Here is a 13,239-nt window from a genome sequence, read left to right on the forward strand (position 1 = left end):
CGCCCCCGGGGGCCCTTTAAACCCCTCAACCCCCCCCCGGGGGGGCCCGCCGGCCTCTCGCGTGTTCACTGTTGTGTGATTTTGTGTTCTGATCTGTTCGCTCGCGGGCCAAGTTGTTACCGCACCGAGACCGCAGGAGTTTGACCAGATCGGCCAAGATCGGCCAGAGTGTGTCGCGGACACCAGCTCATCACCCTCGTTGCCGAGGTTGACCCACAGGGACGTGGACATGACGAGTTCACAAACTCACACTCTTGAACACAGAAACTCACAGACGACACCACGACGGCTCAGCGACGGACAGTTCGCCGTCCTGCTGCTCCTGCCGGGCGTCGCTCTGCTGGCCGGCGTCGTGCTCTACCCGCTCATCGCGGCACTGGTCACGGCGTTCTTCGAGCAGAGCCTCGTGCTGCCCGGACGCACGTTCGTCGGGCTGCAGAACCTCGTGGACGTGCTGCAGGGCGACTTCCTGCGGCTGCTGCGCCAGACGCTCGTCTTCACGCTCGGCACCACGATCCTGCCGTTCGTGGTCGGCTTCGCCCTCGCGCTGGCGCTGAACACGAGGATCCGCGGCGCCAAGGTGCTGCGCGGCCTCATGCTCATCCCCTGGCTCGTGCCCGGCGTCGTCGTCTCGTTCCTGTGGATGTGGATCTTCAACGCCAACTACGGCGTGATGAACGCGCTGCTCCAGACGGTCGGCCTCGTGGACGAGCCGCAGGCGTGGCTCGCCCAGCCGGGCACCGCGATGGGCGCCGTGATCCTCGCGAAGACCTGGCAGTCGTTCCCCTGGATGATGGTCATGCTCCTGGCCGGCCTCCAGACCGTGCCGGTCGAGCTGCACGAGGCCGCCGAGATGGACGGTGCGGGCACCGTGCGCCGGTTCTTCTCCATCACGCTGCCCCACCTCAAGGGCATCGTCGGCCTGGTGCTGCTGCTGGAGTTCATCTGGAACTTCCAGCACTTCGACATCATCTACGTCCTCACCGGCGGCGGCCCCGCGGGTGCCACCCAGACGTTCGCCACCGCCGTGTACGAGACCGCCTTCCAGGGCTACGACCTCGGCAAAGCCGGCGCGCTCGGCCTGCTGTGGATGGTCCTGCTCATGGCGCTCGTCGTCGTGTACGTCCGCTTCTCGGAGAAGGGAGAGGAGCGATGAGCGCGACGACGCAGCTCCCCGCCGCGCCCACCCCACCGTCGGCGTCCTCCCCGGCCGACGACGCGCCCCGCCCGCCGCAGCGCCTCCGCCGCGGCGCGCTGCGGTCGGAGCGCCCCGGCGTGCGGATCGCCGCCTGGGCCACCGTCGTCGTCTGCGGCGGGTTCGGCCTGCTGCCGGTGTACTGGCTGCTCGCCACGTCGCTCACGCCGCGCGACCAGGTGTTCAGCTACCCGCCGAAGTTCTTCCCGTCGGCGCCGACGCTGGACGCGTTCGCCTCGCTCGCCTCGAACGACCAGCTGTTCGGCTACCTGCGCAACAGCGTCATCGTCTCGGTGATCACCGCGGTGCTGTCGGTGCTCGTCTCGGCGTACATGGGCTACTCGTTCTCCAAGTTCCGCTACCGCGGCCGTCGCTCGCTCATGTACCTGGTGCTGGCGTCGCAGATGTTCCCGCAGGCGCTGCTGCTGGTCACGCTCTACAGCGTGTTCAGCGCCTACAACCTGCTGAACACGTACACCGCGCTGGTGCTGAGCTTCACCACGTTCACGCTGCCGCTGTGCGTGTGGATGCTCAAGGGCTTCTTCGACACCATCCCCGACGAGCTCATCGAGGCGGCGCGGGTCGACGGCGCCTCCCGGCTGCGGATCATCCACTCGATCGTGCTGCCGCTGGCCGCGCCGGGCCTCATCGCCGCGGGGCTGTTCGCCTTCGTCCGCGGGTGGAACGACTTCGTCTTCGCCCTCACCCTCGCCGGCCCGGAGAAGCAGACCCTGCCGCCCGGCCTGGTCAACACGTTCATCGGCGAGGCCTCGACGGCGTGGCCGGAGCTCATGGCGGCGTCGCTCGTCGTCTCGCTCCCGGTCGCCATCGCGTTCATCGCCCTGCAGAAGTACCTCGTCGGCGGCCTCACCGCCGGCGCCGTCAAGGGCTGACCGAGCCCGCGACGCCCGTCGTCTCCACCCACCTTCCCACCCCGAACGACCCTCGATGCGGAGGACCCCCATGTCTCTCACCCTTCCCCAGAGCGCCATGTCGCGACGTCGCGTGCTCCAGCTGCTCGGCATCGGCGCCGGCACCGCCGCCCTCGCCGCCTGCGCGCCGTCCGCCGGCTCCGCGACCGGCAGCGCCGCGTCGGCCGCCGCGACCGGCGGCGCGAAGACGGACTTCGCGTTCTCGTCGTGGTCGTTCACCGAGGAGGCCGCGGCCCCGGCCCTCGAGGCGATCGTCAAGGCCTACCAGGACCAGGCCGGCGTCACCGTGAAGGACGTCTCGTTCCCCTACAACGAGTACATCAACCAGCTCACGCTGCAGGTGAAGGGTGGCCAGTTCACCGGCGCGGCGCACGTCGACGTCGCGTGGCTCGGCTCGCTCGCCGCCATGGGCAAGCTGCAGGACCTGTCGGCGCTGACCGAGGGCCGCGGCTACACCGACGCGGCGCTGTCGGCGGCCCAGTTCGACGGCGTGCAGTACGGCCTGCCGTGGACCATCGGCGCCATCGGCCTCGTCGCGAACTCCGAGATCCTGCAGAAGGCGGACATCGACCCCGACGCCTTCCCGGCCACGGTCGACGAGTTCGAGAAGGCGCTCAAGGACCTCAAGGGCCTCGGCGGCGGGCTGATCCCCTACGCCGCGTCCACCAAGGCGGCCCAGCTCAAGGACATCCTCATCTGGATGGAGACGTTCGGCAGCCCGCTCGTCGACGGCGACACCGTCACCATCGGCGACGACGCGTCCGTCGAGGCCGTGACCTGGTACAAGTCGCTGTACGACCAGAAGCTCATCGCCGCCGACGTCGACCGCTTCGACGCCCGTTCCCTGTTCGCGCAGGGCCGCGCCGCGATCTACGACGACGCCCCCGTCGGCCGCAACGCCGTCCAGGAGGAGTCGCCCGACAAGGACCTCGGCAGCAAGCTGACGCCGCTGTCCCGCCCGGTGCTCACGGCGGGCGAGACCCCCCGTGCGCTGGTGTGGGGCGGCGCGATCGCCGTCGTCGACGGCGAGGGCGCCGGGACCGCCGCCGACTTCGCCCAGTTCGCGACGTCCGACCTCGACACGGTGCTGGCCGACTACGAGGTGCGCGGCCTGCCCCCCGTCACCACGGAGGCGCAGCAGTCCGACGTCGTCGCCGCCGACACCTTCGGGTCGCTGTTCAACGAGCGCATCACCGCGACGTCGACGAGCAACCCGTTCTGGAAGTTCACCGCGTACTCGCAGGTCGAGACGGTCATCGCCGAGCAGGTGCAGGCCGTGCTGGTCGGCAAGACCGACGCGAAGACGGCCATGAAGAAGGCCGGCGAGGCAGCGCAGAAGCTGGTCGGCTGATGGGCCGCCGGACCGCCCGCGGGGTCGCCCTCGCGTCGGCGGCGCTCGCCCTGGTCGCCGGCACGTCCCTCGCCGGCGCGGCGTCGGCGGCGCCCGCCGGCGTGAGCGCGCAGGGGAAGCACGCCGAGACGATCGAGCAGCTCCCCTACCCGGTGGACCGCTCCAACAACGCGGGCTGGTGGACGCCGCTCGACGTGGTGGACGGCGTCACCTACATGGCGTTCGACTCCCCCGCCGCCGACGCCGCGCGCCACGAGGTGCACGTCGCGGCGAAGGGCGCCGACGGCGCGTGGACCGTCGGCTGCCTGCGCGCCGACGACGGGTCCTGCGCGACGTTCCTGGACGACAGCGGGCACGACCAGCCGTCGATCGTCGTGGACGGCGAGGGCACGATCCACGCGTTCGTGTCGATGCACCACGTGCCGTGGCAGTACTACCGGTCGACGACGCCGGGCGACGTCACGTCGCTGGTCGACGCGAGCGCCGACCTGCCGGACCAGGGCGTCCCCATGACCTACCCGGTCACGGCACGCGGCGCCGACGGCGACGCGTACGTCATGGTGCGCGGCGGCCGGGACGAGGCCACCGTGCGCGACGGCCGCCTGTACCGCTTCGACACCGCGGCGGGCACCTGGTCGCGGGTGGCGGTCTTCGCCTCGGGCACGGGCGCGTCGGTCTACCCGGACGACCTGGAGGTCGGCACGGACGGGCGCCTGCACGTGCTGTGGGAGTGGCACCGCTGGGCCGCCGGCCCGTACCGGCACCTGGGCTCCTACGCGGTCTACGACCCGAAGGACGACTCGTGGCACGACGCCGCGGGCAACGCCCTGAGCACGCCGATCGCCCCGTCCGCGGGCGGCGCCGTGGTCTACCAGCCGTTCACCGACGGCGAGTCGCTCCAGACGGACGGCCCGACGGTGCAGACCGCCAAGCTGGCCGTGCACGGCGACACGCTCGCCGGCGTCGTCTACCGCTACGCCGCGGCGAAGGCCGGCGGCACGCCGGACCGCTTCGACGTGCGGTTCGCGCAGTGGGACGGTTCCGCCTGGCAGCGGGAGACCGTGATCGACGCCGACGACCTGGGAGCCGGGACCGACACCGTGGCCGCGCTCGACGCCACCTCCGCGGCGGGGACCACCCGGGCGTACGCCGTCGTGCAGGGCACGGTCGACGGCCAGGTCCGCACGCAGGTGGTCCGCGCGGAGCGCGGGCCGGCCGGCGGGCAGTGGCGCTTCGCCGGGCTCGGCGACGTGCAGGTGGGGCAGCAGCGCCTCGCCGCGCGCACGATCCGCACCGGCCCCTCGTCGGGCACGGACGTGCTGTACGTGAGCGCCGCCGAGTCGGGGCCGACGTCGGGCACGCTGTTCCACGCCCGCGTGCCCCGCACGGGCGGGCCCCTGGTCGGCAGCCCGATCGCGGACGTCGTGGCGGGGGTCCGCGGCGAGGACGGCGGTGACCCGGGCACCCCGGGGCCCACCGGCAACCTCGCCCTCGGCGGCACCGTCACGGCATCGTCCGCGCTGCGCGCCGACACGGGCGGCGACAAGGCCGTGGACGGCCTCCTCACCGACGCCAGCCGCTGGATCTCCGCCGCGGACGACGCCACCCCCACGCTCACCGTCGCCTGGGACGACGCCGCCCCGGTGGCGTCGGTCCGGGTGCACAGCGGCTACCGCGCCGCCGTCGACCCGGCCTCGGCCGTGCTGCGCGACTTCACGGTCGAGCTGCACGCCGCCTCGGGCTGGGTCGAGGTCGGCTCCGTCACCGGCAACACGTCGGGCACCGTCACCGTCCCCACCCCCGGCGTCACGGCCGACCAGGTCCGCCTGGTCGCCACCGACCCGTCGGCGTCCGAGACCGACGTCGCCCGGGTCTTCGAGATCGAGGTGCTGGCCGCGGGCTGACGCCCGTGCCCCGCGCCGCACACCCACCCCTGCACCACCAGAAGCACCGCGTTCGACCAGCACAACCACCGGATTGAGGACTGAGAGATCATGCGCACGCAGACCGTCGAGGCGGACGTCGTCGTCGTCGGAGGAGGGCTCGCCGGCGTCAGCGCGGCGGTCGCCGCCGCGCGGCTGGGCCGCCAGGTGGTGCTGGTGAACAACCGGCCCGTGCTGGGCGGCAACTCCTCCTCCGAGGTGCGGGTGTGGGTGTGCGGCGCCACCGCGCACGGCAACCAGCGCTGGGCCCGGGAGACCGGGATCGTCGGCGAGATGTACGTCGAGAACCAGTACCGCAACCCGGAGGGCAACCCGGTCTACTGGGACGACGTCGTGCTGGACACCGTCCGCCGGGAGAAGAACATTCGGCTGTTCCTCAACACGGACGTGCGCGACGTCGCCGCGACCGGCCCCGACGACGCGCGCCGCATCGAGTCCGTCACGGGCTGGACGATGGGCTCGGAGATCCTCACGACGTTCACCGCGCCGGTCTTCCTCGACTGCACCGGTGACGGCCTGGTCGGGCACCTGGCGGGCGCACGGTACCGGCTCGGCAAGGAGTCCCAGGCGGAGTTCGGGGAGGAGTGGGCGCCGCCGGAGCCGGTGCGCGAGTTCCTCGGCTCCACGCTGCTCTTCTACACCAAGGACCTCGGCCACCCGGTGAAGTACGTGGCGCCGGAGACCGCGATCGACATCACCACCACGCCCATCCCGATGAACCGCGTGATCCGCAGCGGCGACTCGGGCGCCCACTACTGGTGGATCGAGTGGGGCGGCGAGCTCGACATCGTCGACGACAACGAGCGCATCCGCGACGAGCTGCGCGGCGTGATCCTCGGTATCTGGGACTACATCAAGAACTCCGGCAAGTTCGACGCCGACAACCTCACGCTCGAGTGGATCGGCAACGTGCCGGGCAAGCGCGAGTACCGCCGCCTGATCGGCGACTACACGCTGCACCAGGGCGACGTCGTCGACCAGACCGTCTTCGAGGACGGCGTCGCGTTCGGCGGCTGGTCCATCGACCTGCACCCCGCCCAGGGCATGTACGCCGAGGGCGCCGGCGCGCTGCAACGGTTCTCCGAGGGCGTCTTCGAGATCCCCTTCCGCTCCCTGTACTCCGTGAACGTGGAGAACATGCTGTTCGCGGGTCGCGACGTGTCCGCCACGCACATCGCCTTCGGCGCCGCGCGCGTCATGGCGACGTGCGGCGCGATGGGCCAGGCCGCGGGCACGGCGGCGGCCCTGTGCGTGGAGCACGGCACCACCCCGCGCGGGATCTACACCGACCACCTCGACGAGCTGCGCCAGACGCTGCTGCGCTGGGACGCGCCCGCCGTCGGCATCGCCAACACCGACCCGCACGACCTCGCCCGCCGCGCCCGGGTCACCGCGTCCAGCACGACGACGCGGGTCGCCGCGCCCGTCGCCGAGCCCAGCGACGGCGACCCCTACGACGCGTACGACGTCTACGACCTCGACGTCGACCTCGGCATCGTGCTGCCCGTGGACCCGCGCCTCGACACGGTCGAGCTGCTCGTCTCCGCCCGCCGCGACACGACGCTGTCGGTCGAGGTGTTCTCCACCGGCAAGCCGCAGAACGTGGTGCCCGCCCACCTGGAGGCCAAGACCGACGTCGTCGTGCCGGCGGGCGACGAGCGCTGGGTCACGGCGCACGTGCCGTTCGCCCCCGACGTGCCGCAGAACGCCGTCGTCGTGCTGCGCGCCAACCCGGACGTCGCCGTCCGCCTCACCTCCCCGCTGCCGGCCGGGGTGCTCACGCTGGTGCATCGCGTCGACAACGACGACCAGAACGTGCAGATCAGCTCCGAGGAGCTGCTGGTGCAGTGGCCCACCAAGCCGCTGCGCGGGCGGTCCGTCGTGTTCCGCGCCGGCCCGGACACCCGGGCGCTCGCGCCGGAGCGCGCGACGAGCGGCTACCACCGCAACCACGGCGGCCCGAACCTCTGGGCGTCCTCGCCGATGGTGGCGGGCCGCGACGAGTGGCTGCGCCTCGACTGGGACGAGCCGGTGACCGCGCGCGAGGTCCGCCTCGTGCTCGACGACGACCTCGACGTCGAGCTGAACACCCTGCACCATCACCGCACGCCCGACGAGATCATGCCGACCCTGGTCAAGGACTACCGGGTCGAGGTGCTGCCGGCGGACGGGGGCGACTGGGTGACGGTGGCCGACGAGACCGACAACCGGTGGCGCCTGCGCACCCACCCGCTGCCCGACGACCTCGGCGCGCTGCGGGCCGCGCGGCTCGTCGTCCGCGCCACGAACGGCTCGGCGCAGGCCCGCGTGGTCGCGCTGCGCGTGCAGGAGTGACCGTGCCCCATGCAGGACTCACCCGCACCGCGCGCAGCGTCGCGACGGTGTCCCGGACGGCGGACCGGGCTACGCTGACCGCCGTGCACAGGAAGGAGCGCACCGGCATCGTGGCGCTCGCCGTGCCGGACCTCGAGGAGCCGTACTTCGCCGAGCTCACGGCGCTGCTCGTGCGGCGCGCCGACGAGCGCGGGCTGTCGATCCTCATCCAGCAGACCGCGGGCGACCACGAGCGCGAGGTGGACGTCGCCAACGGCATCGGGCTGCCCCCGACCGACGGGCTCATCCACATCCCCCGCGCCCTGTCCGTGGCCGACCTGACGCGCCGCACCTCCCCCGGGCCGTTGGTGCTGCTCGGCGAGCACATCCTCGTCAGCCCCTTCACGCACGTGACGATCGACAACCGGGCCGCGTCGTACGCCGCCACCGAGCACCTGGCGTCGGTCGGGTGCCGACGGGTCGCGTTCGTCGGCCCGCGGGACGCGCGCCCCTCGGACGCCGCCGACCGCCGGTACGCCGGCTACCGCGAGGCCGTCGCCGCGCTCGGGATCGCGGACGACCCCGCGCTCGTCGCCCAGGTCGAGTCGTTCACCCCCGCCGAGGGGCGGCGCGCCGTCCGCGACCTGCTGGAGCGTGGCGTCGAGCTCGACGGCATCGTCTGCTCCAACGACTCGGTCGCGTTCGGGGCGCTGCCCGCCCTGCACGAGGCCGGGCGGCGCGTCCCCGACGACGTCGCCGTCGTCGGGATCGACGACGTGCGCGGCGCGCAGTTCGCGACGCCGTCGCTCACGTCCGTCTCCCCCGACAAGGAGGCCCTCGTCGAGCGCGCGCTGAGCGAGCTGGAGCGGCAGATCGCCACCCCGCCGGGTGCCAACCTGCCGGTGCAGCACGTGGTCGTGGACGCGCGCGTCGTGCGGCGCGCGAGCACCGCCCGCTGACGGGTGGCGCCGCCCGACAGCGTGCCGGAGCACGGCGGTCAGTCGACCGGCACCACCCAGAGCTCGCCCACGTGCGCCTCCAGCAGCTCGCGCGCGTCGTCGTCCAGGCCGTCGTCCGTCACGAGGTGCTCCACCTCGTGCAGGTCGACGATCGTCGTGAGGCCGACGACGCCCCACTTGGTGTGGTCGGCGAGCACGACGGCGTCCTGGCCCGCGGCCAGCAGCGCGCGGTCGGTCTCCGCCTCCAGCAGGTTGGGCGTCGTGAGGCCTGCGTGCAGGTCGACGCCGTGCACGCCGAGGAACGCGAGGTCGAGGTGCAGGTGCTCCAGCGACCGGACCGCGACGGGGCCCACGAGCGCGTCGGACGGCGTGCGCACGCCGCCGGTCAGCACCACGGACTGCGTGTACGGCTCGTCGGAACGGTCGGGGCGGCGGAACACCTCCGCGACCGGCAGCGAGTTGGTCACCACGGTGAGGTCCGGGACGGCGCGCAGCTCCTGGGCGAGCACCCACGCCGTCGTGCCGCCCGAGAGCCCCACGGCCATGCCGGGCTCCACGAGCTGCGCGGCGCGGCGGGCGATGGCCCGCTTGGCCCCGACCTGCTGCTGCACCCGCGAGGCGAACCCGTGCTCCTGCACGGCGCCCGCGTCCCCGCGGGTGGTGGCCCCGCCGCGCACCCGGTCGAGCTCGCCCGCGTCCGCGAGCGCCTCGATGTCCCGGCGCACCGTCATCGCGCTGACGCCCAGCTCCTGCGCCAGCTCCGTGACGCTCGCGGCGCCCCGGCGGCGCACCTCGGCCACGATCCGCGACCTGCGTTCTGCGACGAGCACCCGCTCCCCTTTCGACCCGCGGCACAGTCTGTCACGCAGCGTGCCGCCCGTTCCCCCGGACCTCGAGAACCTGGAGCTCCCGTGACCCTGCCCGCCCCCTACGACGCCTGGTTCCCGGACAGCCCGATCGACGGCACCTACGGGTACGACGAGGCCGGCCTGCGGGCCGTGCCGCCCGCCGCCGAGCCGGACGGCTTCGCCGACCTGTGGCGGTCGTGGCACGCCGCGGCGCGCGGGGTCCCCGCCGACGTCGTGGCCGAGCCGGCGGGCCGCCGGGGAGCGCACGAGGTCTCCGTGGTGACGTTCACCGCCGACGGCGGTCTGCGCCTGCGCGCGTGGCTGGCGCTCCCCGTGGACGGCCCGGTCCGGGTGGGGATCGTGCACGGCCACGGGTACGGCGGGCGCGAGGCGCCGTCGTTCGAGCGGGTGCCGCACGACGCGGCGGTGATCTTCCCCGTCGCGCGAGGGCTCGGGACGCTCAACGCCGGGGTCGGGGCGCCGGACGTGAGCACCGCGCACGTGCTCGCCGGGATCGAGGACGTCGAGACGTACGTGCTCGGCCGCTGCGCCGTCGACCTGTGGCACGCCGCGACCGCGCTGCAGGAGGCGCTGACCGACGTCCCGGGCGTGCCCGCCGACCTTCCCCTGTACTACGCGGGGACCAGCTTCGGCGGCGGCGTCGGCGCGCTGGCCGTGCCGTGGGACGACCGGTTCGTGGGCGCCACGCTGGAGGTGCCGAGCTTCGGCCAGTACGACGAGCGCCTCGCCGTGCCGTGCACCGGCAGCGGCGAGGCCCAGCGCGCGTACGTCGCGGAGCACCCGGAGGCCCGCGCGGTCCTCGCGCTCACCGACGCGTCCGTCGCGGCGACGTACCTGCGGGTGCCGACCCGCGTGGAGTGCGCCCGGTGGGACGCGCACGTGCCGCCGCCCGGGCAGTTCGGCGTGGCGGCCGGCGTCTCCGCCGCCGAGCGCGCCGGGACCGGGGCGGAGCTGGAGCTGGCGGTGCACTCCGCCGGTCACGCGGAGTACCCGGGCCAGGCGCGCGAGATGGCGGCGGCGTTCGCCGCCACGCGCGAGCACGTCGCGCGGGCCGTAGCCCGCGCGACGCGGTAGGGCCTCAGTTCCAGTTGTCGATCTTCACGTCCCGGGGCGACGGCGCGGCGTCGCCGCCCTCGACCTGGGCCTTGAGGCTCTGCAGGAACGTGGCCCACTTGGTGCTGCAGTGGTGCATGAACTCGACGGGCTCGCGCCAGCCGCGGTGCGCGAACAGCAGGATCGTCCAGTCGCCGTCCTGGCGCAGGTCCCACTCGACCGTCGTGCCGACCCACTCGTCCGGGCCGCCGACGACGCGCCACACCACGCGCTCGCGCGGTCGCAGCTCCTCGACCGCCATCACGAACCCGCCGTCGGGGAAGCGGAACTCGATCTTCCCGCCGAGGCCGGCGTCGCCGGTCGTCTCCTCGGTCCACCAGCCGGCGAGACCGTCCACGGTCGTCAGCGCGTCGTACAGCTCCTGGGGCGTCGCGGTCGTCGTCCCGATCCTGTGCAGGATGTCCACCATCGTCGTGCTCCTCTCAGCTCGGTGCTGCTCAGCTCTGCCGTGAGCTCTGGATCGCCTCGGCGATCCCCTTGATGCGCTGCAGGCGGCGGTCCCAGGTGCGGCCGACGGCGGCCAGCTGGTCGGCGGCGCGCGCGAGCTGGGCGGCGTCGACCTCGCACCGCTTCTCCCGGCCCGCGGTCGTCGACCGGACGAGCCCGGCGCGGTCGAGCACGTCGAGGTGCTTCGCCACGGCCTGCCGCGTCACCGGCAGCTGCCGGCTCAGCGACGACGCGGTGCCGCCGCCGTCCGCGAGCAGCAGGTCGAGGATGCGGCGCCGGGTGGGGTCGCCGATCGCGGACCAGAGCGCGTCGTCGACCGGCGACGACGTCCCGGTCATGAGCGGACCTCCAGCGACGCCGCGTAGGTCACCAGCCGCGGCAGGTAGTAGGTCCAGCCCTCGACGTGCTCGCGGTAGCGCTGCTCGAGGACCGCGATCTCCCAGCCCTGCTCGCGGAAGCCGGTCTCGGTCATGCGCAGCAGCGTCCCGTCGCCCGACGGCACGAGCTCGAAGGTGACGAGCAGGGAGTTGCCCGGCGCCGCCTCCTGTCCCGCCGGATGCGTCCAGCGGAACGAGAAGGTCCGCGGCGGCAGCGACTCGACGACGGTGAGCTGCTCGACCGTCCGGTCGGCGCCCTCGCCGAACGCGATCTCCCCGGTGCCGCCGGACACGGGGTCGTACCGGGCGTCGTCCGGCCACCACTGGCGGACGTGCTCCGGGCTGCTCACCACCTCGAAGACGACCTCCGGCGCCGCCTCGACGTAGACCTCCCGTTCGATGCTTCCCAGCTCGCTCGTCGACCCCATGACCCCTCCTGCAACTAGTGGTTGCGCATCACCGTAGCCCGCAGGCCAGGGATGCGCAACCACTAGTTGCAGAACGGGTGGGTCTCGCTACCGCCGACGCGTGGCCAGGAACTCCCCGATGCGGCCGATCGCCTCGGTGAGGACCTCCTCGTCGGGCAGCGTGACGAGGCGGAAGTGGTCGGGCTCGAACCAGTTGAACCCGGTGCCGTGGGTGACCAGGATCTTCTTGGCCCGCAGGAGGTCGATGACGAACGCCTCGTCGTCCTCGATCGGGTACATCTCCGGGTCGAGGCGCGGGAAGCAGTACAGCGCGCCCTTCGGGCGGACGGACGTGACGCCGGGGATCTCGTTGAGCAGCTTGTCGGCCAGCATCGCCTGGTCGTAGAACCGGCCGCCGGGCACGATGAGCTCGTCGATCGACTGGTAGCCGCCCAGCGCCGTCTGGATGGCGTGCTGCGCGGGCACGTTCGCGCACATGCGCATGTTGGCCAGCAGGGTGAGGCCCTCGAGGAACTCGGTGGCGGTCTCCTTCGGGCCCGACACCATGACCCAGCCCGCGCGGTAGCCGCAGACGCGGTACGCCTTGGACAGGCCGCTGAACGTCAGGCACAGCACGTCGTCGCCCGCCGCGGCCGCGGCGTGGTGGTGCGTGGCGCCGTCGAACAAGATCTTCTCGTAGATCTCGTCGGTGAGGACGACGAGGTCGTGGCGGCGGGCGATGTCGACCATCGCCTCCACCATCTCCTTGCTGTACACGGCGCCGGTGGGGTTGTTCGGGTTGATGATCACCATGGCGTGCGTGTTCTCGGTGATCTTCGACTCGAGGTCCTCGAGGTCCGGCATCCAGCCGTTCTCCTCGTCGCACCGGTAGTGCACGGCCGTACCGCCGCACAGCGTGACGGCGCCCGTCCACAGCGGGTAGTCCGGCGCGGGGACGAGGATCTCGTTCCCCTCGTCGACGAACGCCTGCAGCACCATCGAGATGAGCTCCGAGACGCCGTTGCCGATGAACACGTCGTCCACGCTCGTGTCGCGCAGCCCGCGCGACTGGTAGTACTGCGCCACCGCGGTGCGTGCCTCGTAGATGCCGCGGGAGTCGCTGTATCCCTGCGCCTCCGGCAGGTGGTGCACGACGTCGGCCTGGATGGCCGCCGGTGCCTCGAAGCCGAACGGCGCCGTGTTGCCGATGTTCAGCTTGAGGATGCGGTGGCCCTCGGCCTCGAGGCGCTGGGCCTCGACGAGGATGGGACCGCGGACGTCGTAGCGGACGCCGCGGAGCTTGCGGCTCTGTCGGATGGTGCGCACGGGGACC

At 72.8% G+C, this 13,239-nt stretch carries 12 protein-coding genes; 7 read left to right on the top strand and 5 right to left on the bottom strand.

The annotated features are described in order from the left end of the window. The first annotated feature begins 229 nt into the window (after positions 1-229). From ACFQ8Y_RS04830 to ACFQ8Y_RS04855, 6 genes are all read left to right on the top strand, one after another. Entirely contained in the window at positions 230-1,156 is a 927-nt protein-coding gene (locus ACFQ8Y_RS04830; RefSeq protein WP_430563441.1) for a carbohydrate ABC transporter permease, read from the top strand. Next, positions 1,153-2,088, top strand: a complete 936-nt coding sequence (locus ACFQ8Y_RS04835) for a carbohydrate ABC transporter permease (RefSeq protein WP_430551575.1) — start codon at positions 1,153-1,155, stop codon at positions 2,086-2,088. Before ACFQ8Y_RS04830 ends, ACFQ8Y_RS04835 begins: the two co-directional genes overlap by 4 nt. Positions 2,089-2,158: 70 nt before the next feature. Beyond that, entirely contained in the window at positions 2,159-3,478 is a 1,320-nt protein-coding gene (locus ACFQ8Y_RS04840) for an extracellular solute-binding protein (protein WP_430551574.1), read from the top strand. Further along, positions 3,478-5,382, top strand: a complete 1,905-nt coding sequence (locus tag ACFQ8Y_RS04845) for a BNR-4 repeat-containing protein (RefSeq protein WP_430584761.1) — start codon at positions 3,478-3,480, stop codon at positions 5,380-5,382. Before ACFQ8Y_RS04840 ends, ACFQ8Y_RS04845 begins: the two co-directional genes overlap by 1 nt. 90 nt (positions 5,383-5,472) lie before the next feature. Beyond that, positions 5,473-7,755: an FAD-dependent oxidoreductase gene (locus ACFQ8Y_RS04850; protein WP_430584762.1), complete on the top strand. Its 2,283-nt coding sequence runs from the start codon at positions 5,473-5,475 to the stop codon at positions 7,753-7,755. An 83-nt stretch (positions 7,756-7,838) separates the two neighbouring features. Continuing rightward, positions 7,839-8,693 carry a LacI family DNA-binding transcriptional regulator gene (locus ACFQ8Y_RS04855; RefSeq protein WP_430551571.1) on the top strand — a complete coding sequence of 285 codons (855 nt, stop codon included), beginning with the start codon at positions 7,839-7,841 and terminating at the stop codon, positions 8,691-8,693. A 38-nt stretch (positions 8,694-8,731) separates the two neighbouring features. Here ACFQ8Y_RS04855 and ACFQ8Y_RS04860 read toward each other — a convergent pair whose 3' ends face one another. Next, the gene (locus tag ACFQ8Y_RS04860; protein WP_430551570.1) at positions 8,732-9,523 is read right to left on the bottom strand and encodes a DeoR/GlpR family DNA-binding transcription regulator; all 792 of its coding nucleotides are present in this window, start codon (positions 9,521-9,523) and stop codon (positions 8,732-8,734) included. An 81-nt stretch (positions 9,524-9,604) separates the two neighbouring features. Between ACFQ8Y_RS04860 and ACFQ8Y_RS04865 the strand changes: the two genes are divergently transcribed. Then, positions 9,605-10,636: an acetylxylan esterase gene (locus ACFQ8Y_RS04865; RefSeq protein WP_430584763.1), complete on the top strand. Its 1,032-nt coding sequence runs from the start codon at positions 9,605-9,607 to the stop codon at positions 10,634-10,636. Between the two features lie 4 nt (positions 10,637-10,640). Here the strand turns inward: ACFQ8Y_RS04865 and ACFQ8Y_RS04870 are convergent, their stop codons facing one another. The 4 genes from ACFQ8Y_RS04870 to ACFQ8Y_RS04885 form a co-directional block, all read right to left on the bottom strand. Continuing rightward, positions 10,641-11,084: an SRPBCC domain-containing protein gene (locus ACFQ8Y_RS04870; protein ID WP_430584764.1), complete on the bottom strand. Its 444-nt coding sequence runs from the start codon at positions 11,082-11,084 to the stop codon at positions 10,641-10,643. A 28-nt stretch (positions 11,085-11,112) separates the two neighbouring features. Further along, entirely contained in the window at positions 11,113-11,460 is a 348-nt protein-coding gene (locus tag ACFQ8Y_RS04875; protein WP_430584765.1) for an ArsR/SmtB family transcription factor, read from the bottom strand. Beyond that, positions 11,457-11,927 (bottom strand): SRPBCC family protein, encoded by a 471-nt coding sequence (locus ACFQ8Y_RS04880; RefSeq protein ID WP_430584766.1) that lies wholly within the window; start codon positions 11,925-11,927, stop codon positions 11,457-11,459. Before ACFQ8Y_RS04880 ends, ACFQ8Y_RS04875 begins: the two co-directional genes overlap by 4 nt. A gap of 87 nt (positions 11,928-12,014) precedes the next feature. After that, the gene (locus tag ACFQ8Y_RS04885) at positions 12,015-13,232 is read right to left on the bottom strand and encodes a pyridoxal phosphate-dependent aminotransferase (protein WP_430551565.1); all 1,218 of its coding nucleotides are present in this window, start codon (positions 13,230-13,232) and stop codon (positions 12,015-12,017) included. Positions 13,233-13,239: the final 7 nt, after the last annotated feature.

This window comes from Isoptericola sp. NPDC056605, from assembly GCF_042792795.1.
In the GTDB taxonomy this organism is placed as follows: domain Bacteria; phylum Actinomycetota; class Actinomycetes; order Actinomycetales; family Cellulomonadaceae; genus Isoptericola.

What these genes read in the sequence shown, in the direction of transcription:
- ACFQ8Y_RS04875 (WP_430584765.1), bottom strand. Translation starts at nt 11,460, where the DNA reads ATGACCGGGACGTCGTCGCCGGTCGACGACGCGCTCTGGTCCGCGATC.
- ACFQ8Y_RS04850 (WP_430584762.1), top strand. Translation starts at nt 5,473, where the DNA reads ATGCGCACGCAGACCGTCGAGGCGGACGTCGTCGTCGTCGGAGGAGGG.
- ACFQ8Y_RS04870 (WP_430584764.1), bottom strand. Translation starts at nt 11,084, where the DNA reads ATGGTGGACATCCTGCACAGGATCGGGACGACGACCGCGACGCCCCAG.
- ACFQ8Y_RS04880 (WP_430584766.1), bottom strand. Translation starts at nt 11,927, where the DNA reads ATGGGGTCGACGAGCGAGCTGGGAAGCATCGAACGGGAGGTCTACGTC.
- ACFQ8Y_RS04830 (WP_430563441.1), top strand. Translation starts at nt 230, where the DNA reads ATGACGAGTTCACAAACTCACACTCTTGAACACAGAAACTCACAGACG.
- ACFQ8Y_RS04840 (WP_430551574.1), top strand. Translation starts at nt 2,159, where the DNA reads ATGTCTCTCACCCTTCCCCAGAGCGCCATGTCGCGACGTCGCGTGCTC.
- ACFQ8Y_RS04845 (WP_430584761.1), top strand. Translation starts at nt 3,478, where the DNA reads ATGGGCCGCCGGACCGCCCGCGGGGTCGCCCTCGCGTCGGCGGCGCTC.
- ACFQ8Y_RS04835 (WP_430551575.1), top strand. Translation starts at nt 1,153, where the DNA reads ATGAGCGCGACGACGCAGCTCCCCGCCGCGCCCACCCCACCGTCGGCG.